Below are 18515 nucleotides of genomic sequence, written 5' to 3'. Positions count from 1 at the left end.
CATGGCCGTCCGTGGACCCCGTCTCGAATTCGCCGTCGGCGCCTTCCTCCTGCTGGCCCTGGCCTCGTTGCTGGTGCTGGCGATTGCCTCGACCAACAAGCGTTTTGGCATCGGCGGCGGCAGCTACGAGCTGAGCGCGCGCTTCACCAACCTGGGCCAGCTGCGCAAGCAGGCGCCGGTCAAGATTGGCGGCGTGGTGGTGGGACAGGTGGCCGACATTCAGTTGGATCCGGTCAAATTCGAGTCCATCGTGACCCTGTCCATCGACAGCAAGTTCAAGGATCTGCCTGCCGATACCTCGGCCGGCATCTTCACCAGCGGCCTGCTGGGCGAGAACTACATCGGCCTGTCGCCGGGCGGCGACCCGGAAGTGCTCAAGCCCGGCGAGGAAATCGCCTTTACCACGCCGTCGGTGGATCTGCTCCAGCTCGCCGGCAAATACATGTTCAGCGGTGGTGGCGGCAACGCCGGTCCGGGCGACAACGCGCCTGCTGCCGGCACCGAACCCGCCCCGGCCGACCAACCTACGGAAACACCGACCCCATGAAGACCCATTCCAAGACTCCCCTGCTGCAGCGCGCGCTGCTTCCCGTGATGCTGGCCTCGGCGCTGTTTGGCGCCACGCCGATGCTCGCCGTGGCGCAGACCGCGCCCGCGCAGGCGGCGCCGAGTTCGGCCAGCCAGGTCGTGCTGGTCAACAGTTCGCGCATCATCAGCAACCTGGAAAAGCGCCGCACCGAGTTCAAGGGCAACCCGAGCGTGCTGCGCCAGTACGTGGCCAGCGAGTTCAACAATCTGTTTGATCGCGACTACGCCGCGCGCCTGGTACTGGGCGTGCACGGCCGCGGCGCCGCCGATGCCGACGTCAAGGCATTCGCCGATGCGCTCAGCGACAGCCTGATGACCCGCTACGGTTCGGCCCTGCTCGACTTCAACACCCAGCTCAAGGTGCGGGTGAAGTCGGAATCGGCGCTGCCGGGTGGCCGCGGCGTCAAGGTCGCCAGCGAAATGCAGCGCCCGGATGGCGAGCCGATTCCGGTCGACTACCTGCTGCGCCAGGTGGGCGGCCAGTGGAAGGTGTTCGACGTGATGGTGGAAGGCGTGTCCTTCGTGCAGACCTTCAAGACCCAGTTCGACGCGCCGCTGCGACAGAAGTCGATCAGCCAGGTCGCGGCCGATCTGCGCGCCGGCCGCACCCAGACCAATGCCAGCGGCAAGTAGGGCCAGCGTCAACCGCGAAGGCGACGCCCTGCGTTTCGAGGGCGCGCTGGATCGCGCCGCCGCCGTGGCCTTGTGGCCGCAGCTGGCTGGCGCGACGGCGGTGCAACGCATTGTCCTGACCAATGTCACTACCGTCGACAGCGCCGGACTGGCACTGTTGGCCGAACTCGCCGCGCGCCTGCGCGCCGGCGGCACCGCGCCCCGCTTCGAAGGCCAGCCCGCTGGCTTTGCGGAGTTGTGCGCGGCGTATCGCTTGACGCCGGAACTGGAATACCCCGGCTGACCTCCCCCCGCGTCATCCAAGGAATCGGAATGCACCTGTTCCGCCTCAGCACCGTGCTGTTGTTCGCCGCGCTGGCTACCGCCTGCGCGTCGGCGCCGCCCGGTCAAACGACGGCCGTACCCGCCGCCACCCCGGTCGTCGACGGCAGCGTCACTGCGGGCGCCCAGGACGCCGTGCCGGTGCCGCCGGTCGCGGCCGACTCGCCGGTCGACAGCGCAGCCGTCGCCAGCAGCGATGCAGCGGACGGAACGGTCACCGCACCCACCGCCGCCGAAGACGACTTTGCCGCCATCTACGGTGGCGCCAGCGATGCGGTGGCCGACCCCACCCTGCCCGCCGCCGCCGTCTCGCCACACGCGTATGACCCGTGGGAGAAGTTCAACCGCAAGGTGCACACCTTCAACAACGCGGTGGACCGCGCGGTCGCGCGTCCGCTGGCGCGGGCGTACACCAACGTGGTGCCGCGGCCGGTGCGGCTGGGCGTGAGCAATTTCTTCGACAACCTGGGCCAGCCGATCACCGCGATCAACCAGCTGCTGCAGGGCCGGCCGAAGGAAGCCGGACAGACCGTGGCGCGTTTCCTGGTCAATTCCACCCTCGGCATTGGCGGCATCTTCGATCCGGCCAGCGATCTCAAGCTGCCACGCCGCAGCGAGGACTTCGGCCAGACCCTGGGTGTCTGGGGCTGGAAAAAATCGCGTTATGTCGAACTGCCGCTGTTCGGCCCGCGCACCGTGCGCGACACCCTGGGCATGAGCGGCGACATGCCGATCGGCGTGGTGCGCCAGATTGAAATGGACAAGGTGCGGATCTTCCTGCAGGGCTTGAACCTGGTGGATACGCGCGCGCAGTTGTTGTCGGTGGACAGCCTGCGCGAAGGCGCGGTCGATGATTACGCGCTGGTGCGCGATTCGTGGATGCAACGCCGCGCGTACCAGATCGAAGGCTCGCGCAAGCAGGACGAGGACAAGGATCTGCCGGACTACCTCAACGACGAGGATCCGGACCCGACGGTGCCGGTGGATGCGATGCCGATGCCGGAGCTGGTGCCGGGCAGCTGAGGCGGTCCCCACCCCAACCCTCCCCCGCAAGCGGGAGAGGGAGCAAAAATCCGCCCTCACCTTTCCCGCTCGCGGGAGAGGGGGCAAAGAAAAACCCGGCCTTGGCCGGGTTTCTTTTTGCCTGCTTGCCTGCGTCGGCGCCGGAGCGCGCGGTTGGGATCAGTCTTTCGATTCGTCTGAGTCCCTCGTCAACGCCGGCGCATCCGCGCTGGGCAGTGATTCCACCTCGCGCAGGCTGCGCTCGATGGCGCGCGTGCGTACGCCGGTCTGATCGATCTGCTTGCTGGCCTGGTCGAGCTTGTTCTTGACCGAGTCCAGCACGTCGGCGAACTTGCCGAACTCGCGCTTGGCGCTGCCGAGGATGTTCCAGACCTCGGCCGAACGCTTTTCGATGGCCAGCGTGCGGAAACCGACCTGCAGGCTGGTGAGCAGGGCCAGCAGCGTGGTCGGCCCGGCCAGGGTGATGCGGTGTTCGCGCTGGATGGCCTCGAACAGGCCCGGGCGGCGCAGCACTTCGGCATACAGGCCCTCGGTGGGCAGGAACATGATCGCGAACTCGGTGGTATGCGGCGCGGCGATGTACTTGCGGATCTCCTTGGCCTGCACGCGGATGGCGCGCTCCAGCGCGTCGCTGTACTGGCGCACGCCTTCCACGTCGGCCTGTTCCTGCGCATCCAGCAGGCGCTCGTAGTCTTCACGCGGGAACTTGGCATCGATCGGCAGCCAGACGGTGCCATCGTCGGAGACGCCGGGGAAGCGCACGGCGAACTCCACCCGCTCACTGCTGCCCGGCACGGTCGCGACGTTGGCGGCGTACTGATCCGGTGCGAATACCTGTTCGAGCAAGCCGGCCAGCTGCACTTCGCCGAACACCCCGCGCGTCTTGACGTTGGTCAGCACGCGCTGCAGGCCGCCCACGTCGGCGGCCAGCTTGGTCATGTCGCCCAGGCCCTGGTGCACCTGCGCCAGCATGCGGGTGACGTTGCCGAAGCTTTCGGTCAGGCGGGTCTCCAGGGTGGCGTGCAGCTTCTCGTCCACGGTCTGCCGCATCTGCTCGAGCTTGGCGGTGTTGTCGGCCTGCAGCTCCTTCAGGCGCGCTTCCAGGGTGGTGCGCATTTCGCCGATGCGCTGCTCGTTGCGCTGGGTCAGCTCGGACAGGCGCTGGCCCAGATTGTCGGCGAAGCGCTGCTGCGACTCGGCCGATTCCAGCCGGCCCTTGCGCGCGTCCTCGGTCAGGCTGTCGCGCAACACATCCAGGCGTTGATCGGTGCGCGTGCCCAGATCGGCCAGGTTGCGGCCGAAGCCGTCGATGCGGGTCTCCTGCTGGCGCGACAGGCCTTCGAGCTGCTCACGCAGTTCGCCGCGGCCTTCGCGGTGCTCGTCGCGCAGTGCGCGCTCAAGCTGCTCGCCCAGCTTGTCGGCCGGGTTGCCGGACGGCTTGCGCAGCAGCATCACCAGCTGCAGGACCACCGCCAGCGCGGCCAGGAAGACGAGGATCAGGAGCAGGGTCTGGGAATTCATGGCGACAGTGTAGCCGTGGCGATCTCAGGGGATGCGGCGGGAACGGTTGCCAGCCGGCGGGGCGGGCCATTAGCCTGCACGCGCGCCGTGGCCACCTCGCCACGGCCTCGTGCCGGCGACACCGGCGCCACCGCCTTCCCAGGATCACCCATGCATAGCTTGCTCCGGCGCAAATCCATCGATCAGGTCACCGTGCATGAGGAAGGCCGACGGCTGGTTCCCACCCTGTCCTGGCCGCACCTGGTGGCGCTGGGTATCGGCGCCATCGTCGGCACCGGCATCTACACGCTGATTGGCGTGGGCGCGGACAAGGCCGGGCCGGCCGTGCTGCTGTCGTTCGTGATTGCCGGGATGATCTGCGCCTGCGCCGCGCTGGCCTATGCCGAAATGTCGACGATGATGCCGGCGGCCGGCAGCGCCTACACCTACAGCTACGCAGTGCTCGGCGAATCGATCGCCTGGATCGTCGGCTGGAGCCTGATCCTGGAATATTCGCTGGTGGTCAGCACGGTGGCGGTGGGCTGGTCGGGCTACTTCGTCGGCTTCCTGCAATGGATCTCGCAGAACACCGGGGTGGACGTGACCTTGCCGCAGGCGCTGGCCGCCGGCCCGCATGCCGGTGGCGTGCTCAACCTGCCGGCGATTGTCATCACCTTCCTGGTCGCTGGCGCGCTGATGGCCGGCACCCGCGAGAGCGCCACCATCAACGCGGTGCTGGTGGTGTTCAAGCTGATTGCGCTGGGCGTGTTCATCGCGGTGGCGTTGCCGGCGTTCGATTCGAACAACCTGCATCCCTTCATGCCCTACGGCTTCCCCAAATCGCTGAGCGCCGACGGTGTCGAGCGTGGCGTGATGGCGGCGGCGGCGATCATCTTCTTCGCCTTCTACGGCTTCGACGCGATCTCCACCGCTGCCGAGGAAACCAAGAATCCCGGGCGCAACCTGTCCATCGGCATCGTCGGTTCGATGGTCGGCTGCACGCTGATCTATCTGGTGGTGGCGCTGGCGGCCGTCGGTGCGATGAGCTACACGGTGTTCGGCAAGAGCGCCGAGCCGCTGGCGCTGATCATGCGCGAACTCGGCCAACCTACCGCCGCCTTCATCATCGGCATCGTGGCGGTCATCGCCTTGCCGACCGTGCTGCTGGCGTTCTTCTATGGCCAGAGCCGGATCTTCTTCGTGATGTCGCGCGACGGCCTGCTGCCGCGCGGCCTGTCCAAGGTCAATGCGCGCACTGGCACGCCGGTGGCCATCACCGTGTTCACCGCCATTCTGGTGGCCGCACTGGCCGGCGTGGCGCGGCTGGATGAAATCGCCGCGCTGGCCAATGCCGGCACGCTGGCGGCGTTCGTGGCGGTGTCGGTGTGCCTGCTGGTGCTGCGCGTGCGCGACCCGTCGCGGCCGCGCGTGTTCCGCACACCGCTGGCCTGGGTGGTGGGACCGCTGGCGATCGGCGGCTGCCTGTATCTGTTCTGGAGCCTGCCGCACAAGACGCAGCTGTGGTTCCTGGCCTGGAACGTGGTGGGTGTGCTGGTGTATTTCCTCTACAGCCGCCGCAACAGCGTATTGGCCAGGAACTAACCCATACGCCCCCGTCTGTCATGGTGATCGTCCTGTCCGGGCTTCAATCGCCGGCCCATGCGCACTAAGATGCCGCGCAGACATACACAAGGTAGACGACGTTGATCATCCAGCCCAAGGTTCGCGGCTTCATCTGCACCACCACGCATCCGCTCGGTTGCGAGCTCAACGTGCGCGATCAGATCGCCGCCACCCGCGCACAAGGCGTTCGCACTGACGGACCGAAGAAGGTGCTGGTGATTGGCGCATCCAGCGGCTACGGCCTGGCCGCGCGCATCAGCGCGGCGTTCGGCTTTGGTGCGGACACGCTGGGCGTGTTCTTCGAGAAGCCCGGCACCGACAAGAAGCCGGGCACGGCCGGCTGGTACAACAGCGCCGCGTTCGACAAGTTCGCCAAGGCCGAAGGCCTGTACAGCAAGTCGATCAACGGCGATGCGTTCTCCGACGAAGCACGCGCCAAGGTCATCGAGCTGATCAAGAACGAGATGGGCGGCCAGGTGGATCTGGTCATCTACTCGCTGGCCTCGCCGGTGCGCAAGCTGCCGGGCACGGGCGAAGTGAAGCGCTCGGCGCTCAAGCCACTCGGCAAGACCTACACCTCCACGGCGATCGACACCAACAAGGACACCATCGTCCAGGCCTCGATTGAACCGGCCACCGAGCAGGAAGTGGAAGACACCATCGCCGTGATGGGCGGCCAGGACTGGGAGCTGTGGATCAACGCGCTCGACCAGGCCGGCGTGCTCGCGCCCGGTGCGCGCACGGTGGCCTTCAGCTACATCGGTACCGAGATCACCTGGCCGATTTACTGGCACGGTGCGCTGGGCAAGGCCAAGGTGGATCTGGACCACACCGCGCAGCGGCTGGACAAGCGCCTGGGCGAAAGTGGCGGCAGCGCCAACGTGGCGGTGCTCAAGTCGGTGGTGACCCAGGCCAGCTCGGCGATTCCGGTGATGCCGCTGTATATCTCCATGGTCTTCAAGATCATGAAAGAGAAGGGCCTGCACGAAGGCACCATCGAGCAACTCAATCGCCTGTTCCGCGAGCGCATGTACCGCGAAGACGGCAAGCCGGGCGAGACTGATGACGAACACCGCCTGCGCCTGGACGACTGGGAACTGCGCCCGGATGTGCAGGACACCTGCAAGCAGTTGTGGCCGCAGGTCAGCACGGAGAACCTGTTCGAGCTCACCGACTACGCCGGCTACAAGCACGAGTTCCTCAAGCTGTTCGGCTTCGAGCGCGATGACGTGGACTACAACGCCGACGTCAATCCGGAAGTGGACTTCGATGTGATCGAGCTGTCGCCGGAGAGTTGAGCCAGCACGCTTACGTGTGAAAAAGGCGACCCAGGGTCGCCTTTTTCATTGCAGGTCCAGCGGGGAGAACTGCCGTGGCCGTCCTCAATCCAGCACGCGGCAGAACACCGCCTTGAGATAGCGCGATTCCTGCACGTGCGCCATGAACGGATGGTCCGGGCCGGCGCCGGACACCTTGAGGATCTGGATCGTGCGCCCTGAGAAGTAGGCCGCGCGGCGCAGCATGTCCAGGAACTGTTCCTCGCTGACCAGGCCGGTGCAGGAGAAGGTGGCCAGCAGGCCACCGGGCTTGACCACGCCCAGCGCGAGCTTGTTCATGTCCAGGTATTTCTTGAGCGCGTTGATCACCTGCTCGCGATCGCGGGTCATCTTGGCCGGATCCAGGATCACCACGTCGTACTGATCGCCGCGGTTGGCGGCATCGCGCAGGTACGGAAAGATGTCCGCCTGGACGAACTTCGGCTTGACCTCGTTCAGGCGCGCATTGCCCTTGGCGATCTCGATCACGTCTTCGTCGATGTCCACGCCCACCACTTCGCTGGCGCCGCGCGCGGCCGCGTACACCGCAAAGCCGCCAGTGTTGCAGCACAGATCGAGCACGCGCTTGTCCTGGCACTGGTGCGAGAGCCACTCGCGGTTCTCGCGCTGATCGGCGAAGAAGCCGGTCTTGTGCGCGCCGGCCGGATCGGCGCGGAACTTGATGCCGTTCTCGCTAATGACCGAGGGTGGCACCGGATCCGGCGCGCGGAAGTCGAAGCTTTCCTGCTTCTGGATGTGCTCTTCGGCAAAGCTGTAGAAGCGTGCGCCGGGGAACTGCTCCAGCAGGGCCTCGTAGATCCACTCGCGGTGGCGGAACATGCCGGCGCTGAAGAACTCCACCACCAGCAGATCGCCATAGCGATCCACCACCAGCCCGGACAGGCCGTCGCCTTCGGCATGGACCACGCGCCAGGCGTTGGTGATGCCGTCCAGCTTGAGCAGGTCGCGGCGCAGCGAAACGGCCTCGGCAATCTTGCGCGAGAACCAGCCGGCGTCGACCGGCACCTCCGGATGCGTCTCCAGGATGCGCACCGCGATCCGCGAATGGCCGTTGTAGAAGCCGCGGCCAATCCACTCGCCGTCCACGCCGACGACCTCGACAATGCTGCCGGGCTTGGGTTTCTGGGCGGGCTTCTCCACCAGTTTCTGGAAAATCCACGGGTGGCTGGAGCGCCAGGCGTTCTTCAGGCGGACAACGGGGTTTTGACTGTTCATGCCGCACATTTTACCCGCCACGGTTGACCGCGACCGCCATGACCGGGAGAATCGCCGGCAGAAGGGGAGTAGCTCCCAAGCGTGAAGGCCGTCAATTCGAGCGTAATGCTCCGGTCCCACGGCAATCGTCCCGGACGGTTGTGAGCGAGACCTTCGCCGTTTTGGCGAAGGTCTGTCCGGAATCCCCTCGATTCCCTGCTTGACCGTCCCTGCGGCCCACCCTTCACCTGTCTGGGAATCGCAATGGAATCTATCGGTAATCCGTGGTTATGGGCTGGCTTTGCCGGCGTGGTCCTGGTGGCCCTGCTGGCCGACCTGGTGCTGATGCGCCACGGTGGCGCGCACAAGGTCACCTTCAAGGAAGCGCTGTGGTGGAGCCTGGGCTGGATAGCCCTGGCGCTGCTCTTCAACGGCGGCCTGTGGTGGTACCTGCATGAGACCGCTGGCGCGGCGATGGCCAACAAGGTCGGCCTGGAATTCCTGACCGGCTATCTGGTCGAGAAGTCGCTGGCGGTGGACAACATCTTCGTGTTCCTGATGGTGATGAGCTACTTCGCCGTTCCGGAAGAGCAGCGCCAGCGTGTGCTGGTGATTGGCGTGCTGGGCGCGATCGTGTTGCGCGGCATCCTGATCTTTGCCGGCGCCGCGCTGCTGGCCAAATTCCATTGGCTGCTCTACGTGTTTGGCGCGTTCCTGCTGCTGACCGGCATCAAGATGTGGTTTGCCGCCGGCAAGGAGCCGGACCTGGAGAAGAACCCGGTGCTGCGCTGGATGCGCAACCATCTGCGCCTGACGCCCGACTATCACGGTGCGGATCTGAGCGTGCGTCGCGACGGCGTGCGCTGGTATACGCCGCTGTTCGTGGTGCTGGTGCTGATTGGCGTGACCGACGTGATCTTCGCGGTGGACAGCATCCCGGCGATCTTCGCGATCACCTCGGACCCGTTCATCGTGCTGACCTCAAACGTGTTCGCGGTGCTGGGCCTGCGCGCGATGTTCTTCCTGCTGGCCGGCATGGCCGATCGTTTCCATCTGCTGCCCTACGGCCTGGCGATCGTGCTGGCTTTCATCGGCAGCAAGATGTTGCTGATCGACGTCTACAAGATTCCCGTGCTGTGGTCGCTGGCCGGCGTGGCGATGATCCTGGGCGTGACCATCGCGCTGAGCCTGGCGCGCCCGGCCAAGGCCGCCCACGGCGGCTGAGCCGGCGGACCGTCCCGCCTGCGGGATGCTCCGTCCAGGTCGCCGCGCCCTTGCAATCGCCAGGGCGCGGCGCCATGGATTTCGCATGGACCTTCATCATCCCGATCATCCGGCCTTCGATGCCGAACACCAGCGGCGGCATGACCGCCGCCGTCTGCTCCGGGGCTTGAACCTGAGCCTGGCGTTCGTGTTGTTGCTGGTCATCGTCTACTCGGCGCAGTCCAGCTTCGACTGGTCGCCGTTTGCCATTGCACCGCTGCAGGCCTCGGGGCTGCTCGGCATCCTGACCGCGCCGCTGCTGCATGGCTCGGTGGAACACATCGCCGCCAATGCCACCGCGCTGCTCATCCTGGGCACGCTCGCAGGCAGCGTGTATCCGCGTGCGACCTTGTGGGCGGTGCCGGTGGTGTGGCTGGGCGCGGGATTGGGACCGTGGTTGCTCGGCGATCCGGGCACCCATCATCTGGGCGCCAGCGGGCTGACCCATGGACTGATGTTCATGATCTTCATGCTCGGACTGTTGCGGCGTGATCGCGCGGCGATCGCGGCCGGGATGATCGCGTTCCTGTTCTATGGCGGCATGATCCTCAGCGTGTTGCCGCAGGAGGCCGGCGTGTCGTGGCAGGCGCACATGGGCGGTGCGGTAGGTGGGCTGATCGCGGCGATTCTGTTCCGCAAGCTGGATCCGCCCTTGCCGCGCAAGCGCTACAGCTGGGAAGAAGAAGAAGACGTGGAGATCTCGCGCTTGCATGACGAGTTGAAACCGCCTGCGCCGCGCGAGGTGCCGGTGTTGTGGGTACGACCGCAGGACAGCGATGGTTCGCGCGGCGTGGTGTTGCGGTTTCCGCCACCGCGTGATCCGCCGGGCTGAGCCCGCTACAGCTTCGCGCAATGGGGTTTTTCTTGCTTCGGGGCTGAAGCCCCTCCTACAGTGCCCCTTCCCCTGGAAGGAGCTTGGCATGCGCAAGGCTTGGCAAGGTGTGGGCGCGATGGCGCTGGTGATGATGCTGGCCGCAACGGCGGGTAGCGCAATCGCGGCAGAGCCCGCCGCGCCGCAGGATTACCGCATCATCGGCTATGTCGCCGACGGGCCGACCCTGCCCGCGATCAGCGCCGGCAAACTGGACGTGATCAATTTTGCGTTCGCCCACGTCAACGCCGCGCACGAAGTGTTCCTTCCGCACGAGATGGCGACCGCGTCGCTGGCCGGGCTGGTCAAGCTGCGCGACGACAATCCCCAACTGAAAATCCTGTTGTCCGTGGGCGGCTGGGGCGCGGGCAATTTTTCCGAAGCGGCCGCCAGCGAGACGGCGCGCGCGCGTTTCGCCGACACCGCGGTGGAGCTGGTGCGCCGGCATGATCTGGATGGACTGGATATCGACTGGGAGTATCCCGGCCATCCCGGTCCCGGCATCAGCCACAGCCCGGCCGACAAGCACAACTTCACGCTGATGCTGGAAGCCGTACGCGCGAAGCTGGATGCGCTGGAGCAGGTCAATCCCGGCCGCGAATACCTGCTGACCATTGCCGCCGCCGATGGTGAGGCCGCGCGTGGCCTGGAGATCAAGCGCATCGCGGAGATCCTGGACTGGATCAACCTGATGACCTACGACTTCTACGGCAGCCTGACCGCGACCACCGGCCATCACGCCGGCCTGCATCGATCCGCCGTCGCGCCTGCCGGCAGCCGCACCACTGAACAGGCCGTCGACGAGTTTCTCGCGGCCGGCGCACCGCCCCGCAAGATCAACATCGGCGCGGCGTTCTACGGGCGCACGTTTGCCGATGTGGGCGCTGCGCACGATGGCCTGCAGCAGGCGTTCGGAGGCGATGGCGGCTTTGTGGCATGGCAGGAGATCGCCGACAACCATCTGGACCGCAACGGCTTCCAGCGCCACTGGGATGAGCAGGCGCAGGCAGCATGGCTGTGGAATCCAAGCACGCGGCGGATGATCAGTTACGAAGATCCTCAGGCCCTGCGCGCCAAGGCGGCGTTCGTGCGTGAGCGCGGCCTGGGCGGGATCATGTACTGGGAGCAGCGGCAGGATCCGAAGGAGCAGCTGCTGGATGTGCTGGTGGAAGGATTGAAGTAAAGAAAAACGGCGAGCCTGGGCTCGCCGTTTTCTGTTTCTGCAGCTCGCTTGCGCGTGCTCAGAACTTCATCGTGAACTCGGCGCCCACCGAGCGCGGCTCGTTGATGAAGCCGGTCAGGTTGTTGAAGTCGATGCCACCGACGATGCGGGTCTGGTCGGTGATGTTGCGCCCGAACAGGGCCACTTCGTAGTCACCGTAGTTCCAGCCGTAGCCGATGCGCAGGCCACCTTCCAGCGAGGACTTGCCGGTGAATTCCACCGACTCGTACAGGAAGAAGTTGACCTCGCTGCGGTAGGCCCAGTCGGTGTAGAAGTACAGCTCGTTGCCCTCGCCCATCGGGATGCTGTAACGCGCGGTCAGGTTGTGCACCCACTCCGGCGCTTGCGGCAGCGAGTTGCCGTTGATGCGGGCGAAGCCATCGACGATCGGATCGGTCACGGTGCAACCACCGCCGCATGGCGCAACGCCCAGGTCGGCGTCCTTGATCTCGGTGTCGTTGTAGCTGCTGCCCAGGGTCACCAGCAGGTTGTCGATGACATAGGCTTCCAGATCCAGCTCGAAGCCCTGGCCACGGGTCTTGTCGGCGTTGAGGAGCGTGGCGATGTTGGCGCCGCCGCCGACCGCGATGATCTGCTGGTCTTCCACGTCGTAACGGAACACGGTGAAGCCCAGGCGCGCGCGCTTGTCCCACAGATCCGCCTTGACGCCGGCTTCGTAGGAGATGACCGTTTCCGAATCGGCGGTCGACACGCCACCATTGGGGGCGGCGGCGTTGGCGAACAGCAGGCGACCCTGCACCGACGGGGCGCGGAAGCCGGTAGCCACGCGGGCGAACAGGTTGATGTCGTCATTGGCGGCGTAGACTGCGCTCAGATCCCAGCTGACATTGTCCTTGTCGGTGTTGACCGTGTACGGGCCGCCCACCGGCGCGCCGAACGGGGCGCCTTCCAGCACGCTGGCGCTGAAGTCCTTCTCGTCCTGGGTGTAGCGCACGCCGCCACGCAGCTTGAGCTTGTCGGTAGCCTGGTATTCGCCGGAGGCGAACACCGCCCACGCATCGTTCTTCTGGGTCTGGATCGCATGGCCGGCCTGCGGATTGCCGTTGCTCAGCGAGTCGTAGTTGAAGCTGTCGATGGTGATGTCTTCCTTGTAGAAGAACAGCCCCGCCTGCCAGTTGAACGCGCCCTGGTAGTCCGACTCGATGCGGAATTCCTGGGTGATCTGCTTGTGATCCGGCAGGCCGTCGGCCGATTCGGAAGCAAACGGAATCACGCCCGGGCCGGAGACCGGCAGGAACACGGCGCCGTAGCCACCGTCGATGTCGCCGCGGTTGAGCGACTCGGCGGTTTCATAGCCGGTAATCGAATACAGGTTGTAGTCGCCCAGATCCCAACGCAGGCGCGCGCTGCCGCCCCAAGTGTCGAGTTCGGAGAAGTTGACGCCGTCGGTGCTGACCTTGTCCTTGTCGAAGCCGGGCACGAAGTTGTTGGTGCCCTTCTGGATGATGTTGGCGCGGAACAGGCGCGCGGTGCCGTTGAGGTGGCGCTTGTGCAGGTTGAACAGCGCTTCGAACGCGTCGCCTTCGTACAGGAACTGCACGCGGGCGGCGGTTTCGTCATAGCCTTCGGCGCCGCGATCCGGGCCCGGCTCGTAGGTGTTGGTGACCCAGTCTTCCTTGCGCTGGTACAGCGCCGACACGCGCGCGGACCAGCGCTCGCTCAACGGACCGCCAATGGCGCCTTCGAAGTTGTACATGTCGTCGGTGCCGTACGAGAGCTGGGCGTAGCCGTCCAGTTCGCGGGTCGGCTTGGCCGATTCGAACTTGACCACGCCAGCCGGGGTATTGCGGCCGAACAGGGTGCCCTGCGGGCCGCGCAGCACTTCGATGCGCTCCAGGTCGAACACCGGGAAGCCCTTCAGAAGCGGGCTTTCCTGGACCACTTCGTCATAGATCAGCGAGACCGGCTGCGAGGCGTTGAGATCGAAGTCGGTATTGCCCAGGCCACGGATGTAGAAACGCGGGAAGGCGCGGCCGTAGGAGGATTCGATGTTGAGGCTGGGCACGCGTGCGGACAGGAAGCGCACGTCGTTGCCACCGGAACCCAGCACGTCAAGCTTCTCGCCGCTGACGCTGGAAATGGAGACCGGCACGTCCTGGATGTTCTCGACCTTGCGCTGCGCGGTCACCTGCACGGCGTCCAGGGTCGAAGCTTGGGGCGTGGTGGCGGGCGGTGCAGCGTCCTGGGCCAGGACGGGGCCGAACGGCAACAGGGCGGCGATGGCGAACGCAAGACGATGCGGTCGCGCGGCAAGGCGGGACTGGGACATGGCGGTGGCTTTTCCGGAGGGTGGTCGGAGGCGGCAGGCTGGCCGCATTGTTAATGTTGCATTACAGCAACCCACCCCGGCAATGGCCGGAAGTCCTGATCGTTACAACCGTAATCGTGATGTTGCCAATTCAGTTTCATAAGCCGGGCACGGCCGTACGCCAGAGGCCGCGCGGGTATGTTCCGCGGCCTTGGCCGCCCTCGCCTTCCCTGCTTCCCAGCCCTTCCCCCGCGAGCGGGGAACGTGCCCTCTTTCCTTCCCCCGCGAGCGGGGGAAGTTGCCCGAACGGCGGATGGGGGGCAGACGCGCGCGCCATGCCGGACGACAACCGCGCTTGTCTGAATCAACGAAACGACCAGCCACCTGCCCGCCGCCGCCCGCGTAATGCCCGCGTTATGCTGCGCGGCCTCACATTCCTGCGCGCCCCGATGAAACGCCGACCTCTGTTGCTGCTGCTGCCGCTGGCCCTGCTCGCCGCGTGTGGCGACAACGCGAAGCCGACAACGCCTGCCGCCACCGTGGTGGCACCGCCGGTGACCGCTGCGCCGCTGCCGAAGATCAAGGTGGGCATTGCCCTGGGCGGCGGCGCTGCCAAGGGCTTCGCGCATATCGGCGTGATCAAGATGCTGGAAGCCAACGGCATCCAGCCGGTGGTGGTGTCCGGCACCAGCGCCGGCAGCGTGGTCGGCGCGCTGTACGCCAGCGGCATGGACGCGTTCCAGATGCAGCGCGTGGCGTTTGATCTGGATGAGTCGCGGATCCGCGATGTGCGCCTGTTCTCCGGTGGCCTGGTGCAGGGTCTGGCCTTGCAGGATTACGTCAACGAGCAGGTGGGCAAGCGACCGATCCAGGATTTGAAGAAACCCTTGGCGGTGGTGGCCACCCAGCTGGAAACCGGCGAGCGCGCGGTGTTCGTGCGCGGCAATACCGGCCAGGCGGTGCGCGCCTCCAGCAGCATTCCCGGCGTGTTCGAACCGGTGACGATCGGCAAGGCGACCTACGTGGATGGCGGCGTGGTCAGCCCGGTGCCGGTGGACGCGGCGCGCCAGCTGGGCGCGGACTTCGTCATTGCGGTGGATATATCCAGCAAGGCGCCGGGTACGCGCCCGGGCAACATGCTGGGCATCGTCAACCAATCCATCAGCATCATGGGTCAGAAGCTGGGCGAGCAGGAGCTGGCGCGCGCCGACGTGGTGATCCGGCCCAAGGTCAACGAGATTGGCGCGGCCGATTTCGCGCAGAAGAACAACGCGATCCTGGAAGGCGAACGCGCCGCGCTGGCGGCGCTGCCGCAGATCCGCGCGCGCCTGGAGCTGCTGCAGAAAAACCGCCTGGCCGCGCAGGCCGCGCGCAAGGCCCCGCTCGCGCCCCCTCCCCCGCCGCCCTGCGACGACAGCAAGTTCCGTCTGGGCAAACTGTGGGGATCGGACAAATGCGAAGACAAGGCGACCGTGCAGTAACGGCGGCCTGAGAATCAGCCCAGCGCGCGGATGGCGCGCGGAATGGACAAGGCCAGGACCAGCGCCGACACACCGAATCGCCAGAGCGCGCCGACCAGATCCACGCCGTCGGCCAGCCACCACAGCGCGGTGGCTGCGGCCAGCGCGACCGAAACAAAGGTGACCATGGCTATGGCATTCATTGCCAGGCTGAAGCGTCGCTCGCTTGCCGTGGTCGGCACGCGCGCCTGACGTGGATCGCGAACGCGCTGGATCAGTTGCAGCACCGCCCAAGGCGCCAGCACGGTGGCCACCAGCACGCGCACCGAGCCGTACGCGCAGACCAGCGCGGTCAGCAGCAACACCGACCCCATCCACGCCGCACCGTGCAGCTGCGGCGCCGCCGCCTTGGCGGCCCACGCGCCCGCCATCAAGGTCAACACGGCCTGCCCCAGCAGCAGGAAAAGATCGGTGCGCGCCTGCTGCGCGGCCGCTTCGCTGCGCGATTCAACGGTAGGCGGAATCATGCCGAGGCCCCTGCCCTGACACGGCGACCGGCAATGGCGGCGCTCAGGTTGGCACGCGCACGTTGTTCCAGCGCATCGTGGAAAAGCGCGGTGCTGTAGAGACGCGGGCGATCCAGGAACGATGACAGGATGGCGCGGCGCTTGCGCTTGAACAGCCAGCCGGGCACGAAGGCGTATTCGCGCCGGATTTGATCTTCGTATTCCGCGAAGCGCTCGGCGTCGGCGCCGAGGATCGACAAATCGATATCAATCAGCAATTGCTCGTCCTGGCCGGACGGGATGGCGGTATGGCGGGTGGCCATGATCAGTGCATGCACGCGATCGGCCGCGGCCGCTTCCACATCGGCGCCACGCAGCACCTCGCGCGCCCAGTCGGCGCTGCGCTGCTCGTTGTCGGCGGCGCGGACTTCATAGATGGCATCGTGAAACCACAGGGCCATCTCCACTTCATGCGGATGCGCCGCTGCAGCGCGGACATGCTCGAAATGAGTGAGGCATTCCTGGAGGTGCTGCAGCGTGTGGTAATGCCGCTGCGGCTCGACGTAGCAATGCAGCAGCTGGGCAAACCAGGCACGACCGTCACCGCTGGCGGCCAGACCATGCCAGGCGCGGTTCCAGGAAGGCAGCAGGGAGTGGTCCATGCCGGCAGTGTACGCCGGCCGCTGCACGCCACCTGCACGTCGGTCACCGGCTGTCCGCGCTGCCCTGCCCTGTCGTTTTCAGCTATGCGCCAGCAGCAGCACGTAGTCGTCGGGATCGTGCAGGCGGAACTCGCCCTGCGGGCAATAGAACGGAAACCGCAGCGGCCCGACCGGCAGGCCTGCGGCAGCCAGTTCGGCGTGGGTCGCTTTGACGTCTTCGAAGTAGAGGTAGAACAGCACCGCTTGCTGACCCGCGTCGATGGGACCACTGGACTGACCCAACATCAGCTGGCCGTGCCCGCCTTCGAGCCAGGCCCAGATGGGCTGGGTGGTGCCGGGTTCGGCATGGGTCTTCTGCAGGACGAAGCCCAGCTTTTCGTAGAAGGCGATTGAACGCGCAACGTCCTGCACGTGGACGAAGGGAACCAGGTTACGCAAGCCAGCCGTCATGTCGGGGATCTCCGGGTCGCGACTGATGATGGACCGATCCGGCCCGCCGCGCAGCTTAGGACCGCGGCAGCGGCCAACCGGCAAAGCCCTTGACCGTGCGCAGCACAAAACTGGAGTTGACGTCGGCCACGCCACTGGAGTTGAGCAGGCGATCGAGCAGGAAGCGCGAGAAATGCTCCAGGTCGCGCACCACCACATGCAGCAGGTAGTCCATGTCGCCGGTCAGCGCGTGGCAGGTGACCACTTCTTCCCAGGCCTGCATGTTCTCGGCGAAGCGGTCGATGCTGTCGGGGCCATGCTTTTCCAGCTGCACGCGTACGAACGCCTGCAGACCCAGCCCCACCGCCTGCGGGCTGACCCGCGCCGCATAGCCATCGATGACGCCGGCCGATTCCAACCGCTGGATGCGGCGCAGGCAGGCCGAGGGCGACAGGTTCACCTGTGCGGCGATGTCCGAATTGGCGGCGCGGCCCTGGGTCTGCAGCAGCGCCAGCAGGCGCAGGTCGATTCGGTCCAGCGGGGTCGATTCCATGGTTTGTTGCCTCGCAGCACGCAGTCACGCAATAGTATTGCGTGAAATCTCATTTGTCGCGCAACTTTGCAAGCCTATTGCGTGCCTGCGGGGCTAGCATGGTTTGTCCTTTGGAGCCCCGCCATGAACGAACCGCGCCGCGTCGAACGCCAGCAGACCGACAAGGGCTACGTGCCGGTCTATACGACGGCGATCATCGAGCAGCCGGCCGATTACCCGGCCGCCGACCACGACACCTGGGGCAAGCTCTACGAGCGCCAGCGGGAGCTGCTGGTCGGGCGCGCCAGCGACGAATTCCTGCAGGCGCAGGACGCGATGGGCATGAGCCCGGATCGGATTCCGCGCTTCAGCGAGCTCAATGAAATCCTCGGCAGGACGACCGGCTGGACCATCATCGGCGTGGAAGGCCTGCTGCCGGAACTGGATTTCTTCGAGCACCTGGCCAACCGCCGCTTCCCGGTCAGTTGGTGGATTCGCCGCCCGGATCAGATCGACTACATCGCCGAACCGGATCTCTTCCACGATCTGTTTGGCCATGTGCCGCTGCTGATGAACCCCGTGTTTGCCGACTACATGCAGGCCTACGGCGCAGGAGGCGTGAAGGCGCATGCCATCGATCCGCAGGCGCTGGTGCATTTGACCCGCCTGTACTGGTACACGGTGGAATTTGGCCTGATCAACACGCCGCAGGGCCTGCGCATCTACGGTGCGGGCATCGTCTCGTCCAAGGGCGAATCGCTGTATTCGCTGGAAGATGACGCCCCCAACCGGATCGGCTTTGATCTGGAGCGCATCATGCGCACGCGCTATCGCATCGACACCTATCAGAAGACCTACTTCGTCATCGACAGCTTTGAACAGCTGATGCAATCCACCGCGCCCGACTTCACCCCGATCTATGCGCGCCTGCATGCGCGCCTGCATGCGCAGGACGCCATTCCGGCTGGCGAGGTGCAGGGCACGGATCATGTCTTCCATCGCGGCTCGGGCGAAGGTTGGGCCACCGACGGCGACGTCTGAAGCATCGGCTTCATCGAGTGCGCGCGGATTCTTGCCTAGAA

At 65.9% G+C, this 18515-nt stretch carries 18 protein-coding genes; 11 read left to right on the top strand and 7 right to left on the bottom strand.

Annotated features, from left to right (window positions below):
- The first annotated feature begins 1 nt into the window (after position 1).
- Genes mlaD through B5X78_RS09320 form a run of 4 tightly spaced genes read left to right on the top strand, consistent with a single transcriptional unit; the run spans position 2 to position 2565 of the window.
- Positions 2 to 547 (top strand): outer membrane lipid asymmetry maintenance protein MlaD, encoded by a 546-nt coding sequence (gene mlaD, locus B5X78_RS09335; RefSeq protein ID WP_079724125.1) that lies wholly within the window; start codon positions 2 to 4, stop codon positions 545 to 547.
- 23 nt (positions 548 to 570) lie between these two features.
- On the top strand, positions 571 to 1221 hold the full coding sequence (locus B5X78_RS09330) for an MlaC/ttg2D family ABC transporter substrate-binding protein (protein ID WP_139381524.1): 651 nt from the start codon (positions 571 to 573) through the stop codon (positions 1219 to 1221).
- Positions 1205 to 1504 (top strand): STAS domain-containing protein, encoded by a 300-nt coding sequence (locus B5X78_RS09325; RefSeq protein WP_079724123.1) that lies wholly within the window; start codon positions 1205 to 1207, stop codon positions 1502 to 1504. Before B5X78_RS09330 ends, B5X78_RS09325 begins: the two co-directional genes overlap by 17 nt.
- Before the next feature lie 29 nt (positions 1505 to 1533).
- Positions 1534 to 2565 carry an MlaA family lipoprotein gene (locus B5X78_RS09320; RefSeq protein ID WP_079724122.1) on the top strand — a complete coding sequence of 344 codons (1032 nt, stop codon included), beginning with the start codon at positions 1534 to 1536 and terminating at the stop codon, positions 2563 to 2565.
- A 159-nt stretch (positions 2566 to 2724) separates the two neighbouring features.
- Here the strand turns inward: B5X78_RS09320 and B5X78_RS09315 are convergent, their stop codons facing one another.
- Positions 2725 to 4086 carry a DNA recombination protein RmuC gene (locus B5X78_RS09315; RefSeq protein WP_079724121.1) on the bottom strand — a complete coding sequence of 454 codons (1362 nt, stop codon included), beginning with the start codon at positions 4084 to 4086 and terminating at the stop codon, positions 2725 to 2727.
- 150 nt (positions 4087 to 4236) lie between these two features.
- On the opposite strand from B5X78_RS09315, the gene B5X78_RS09310 reads away from it, so the two are divergent.
- Both B5X78_RS09310 and fabV read left to right on the top strand, forming a co-directional pair.
- Positions 4237 to 5667, top strand: a complete 1431-nt coding sequence (locus tag B5X78_RS09310) for an amino acid permease (RefSeq protein ID WP_079724120.1) — start codon at positions 4237 to 4239, stop codon at positions 5665 to 5667.
- Between the two features lie 101 nt (positions 5668 to 5768).
- Positions 5769 to 6986: an enoyl-ACP reductase FabV gene (gene fabV / locus B5X78_RS09305; protein ID WP_079724119.1), complete on the top strand. Its 1218-nt coding sequence runs from the start codon at positions 5769 to 5771 to the stop codon at positions 6984 to 6986.
- Between the two features lie 84 nt (positions 6987 to 7070).
- Here fabV and B5X78_RS09300 read toward each other — a convergent pair whose 3' ends face one another.
- Positions 7071 to 8240, bottom strand: coding sequence for a class I SAM-dependent rRNA methyltransferase (locus tag B5X78_RS09300; RefSeq protein ID WP_079724491.1), 1170 nt, complete (start codon positions 8238 to 8240; stop codon positions 7071 to 7073).
- Positions 8241 to 8483: 243 nt separating this feature from the next.
- Between B5X78_RS09300 and B5X78_RS09295 the strand changes: the two genes are divergently transcribed.
- The 3 genes from B5X78_RS09295 (at position 8484) to B5X78_RS09285 (ending at position 11536) form a co-directional block, all read left to right on the top strand.
- Positions 8484 to 9443 (top strand): TerC family protein, encoded by a 960-nt coding sequence (locus B5X78_RS09295; protein ID WP_079724118.1) that lies wholly within the window; start codon positions 8484 to 8486, stop codon positions 9441 to 9443.
- Between the two features lie 85 nt (positions 9444 to 9528).
- Positions 9529 to 10314, top strand: coding sequence for a rhomboid family intramembrane serine protease (locus tag B5X78_RS09290; protein WP_079724117.1), 786 nt, complete (start codon positions 9529 to 9531; stop codon positions 10312 to 10314).
- Positions 10315 to 10402: 88 nt separating this feature from the next.
- Positions 10403 to 11536, top strand: coding sequence for a glycoside hydrolase family 18 protein (locus B5X78_RS09285; protein ID WP_176140813.1), 1134 nt, complete (start codon positions 10403 to 10405; stop codon positions 11534 to 11536).
- Positions 11537 to 11594: 58 nt separating this feature from the next.
- On the opposite strand, the gene B5X78_RS09280 is transcribed toward B5X78_RS09285, so the two are convergent.
- Positions 11595 to 13865 carry a TonB-dependent receptor gene (locus B5X78_RS09280; RefSeq protein WP_079724115.1) on the bottom strand — a complete coding sequence of 757 codons (2271 nt, stop codon included), beginning with the start codon at positions 13863 to 13865 and terminating at the stop codon, positions 11595 to 11597.
- Positions 13866 to 14293: 428 nt separating this feature from the next.
- Here B5X78_RS09280 and B5X78_RS09275 point away from each other — a divergent pair, with 428 nt between their 5' ends.
- Positions 14294 to 15325 (top strand): patatin-like phospholipase family protein, encoded by a 1032-nt coding sequence (locus tag B5X78_RS09275; RefSeq protein WP_139381479.1) that lies wholly within the window; start codon positions 14294 to 14296, stop codon positions 15323 to 15325.
- A 14-nt stretch (positions 15326 to 15339) separates the two neighbouring features.
- Here the strand turns inward: B5X78_RS09275 and B5X78_RS09270 are convergent, their stop codons facing one another.
- The 4 genes from B5X78_RS09270 to B5X78_RS09255 form a co-directional block, all read right to left on the bottom strand.
- On the bottom strand, positions 15340 to 15831 hold the full coding sequence (locus B5X78_RS09270; RefSeq protein WP_079724113.1) for a hypothetical protein: 492 nt from the start codon (positions 15829 to 15831) through the stop codon (positions 15340 to 15342).
- Positions 15828 to 16472 (bottom strand): HD domain-containing protein, encoded by a 645-nt coding sequence (locus B5X78_RS09265; protein ID WP_079724112.1) that lies wholly within the window; start codon positions 16470 to 16472, stop codon positions 15828 to 15830. The genes B5X78_RS09270 and B5X78_RS09265 overlap by 4 nt, the downstream gene beginning before the upstream one ends.
- A 78-nt stretch (positions 16473 to 16550) precedes the next feature.
- Positions 16551 to 16922 (bottom strand): VOC family protein, encoded by a 372-nt coding sequence (locus B5X78_RS09260; protein WP_079724111.1) that lies wholly within the window; start codon positions 16920 to 16922, stop codon positions 16551 to 16553.
- 55 nt (positions 16923 to 16977) lie between these two features.
- On the bottom strand, positions 16978 to 17454 hold the full coding sequence (locus tag B5X78_RS09255) for an Lrp/AsnC family transcriptional regulator (protein ID WP_079724110.1): 477 nt from the start codon (positions 17452 to 17454) through the stop codon (positions 16978 to 16980).
- 123 nt (positions 17455 to 17577) lie between these two features.
- On the opposite strand from B5X78_RS09255, the gene phhA reads away from it, so the two are divergent.
- Entirely contained in the window at positions 17578 to 18474 is an 897-nt protein-coding gene (gene phhA, locus B5X78_RS09250) for a phenylalanine 4-monooxygenase (RefSeq protein ID WP_079724109.1), read from the top strand.
- The last annotated feature ends 41 nt before the right edge of the window (positions 18475 to 18515 follow it).

This window comes from Pseudoxanthomonas indica, from assembly GCF_900167565.1.
Classification (GTDB): domain Bacteria; phylum Pseudomonadota; class Gammaproteobacteria; order Xanthomonadales; family Xanthomonadaceae; genus Pseudoxanthomonas_A; species Pseudoxanthomonas_A indica.
Note: the sequence above shows the minus strand (reverse complement) of the source record. Positions and strands in the feature narration are given on the sequence as shown.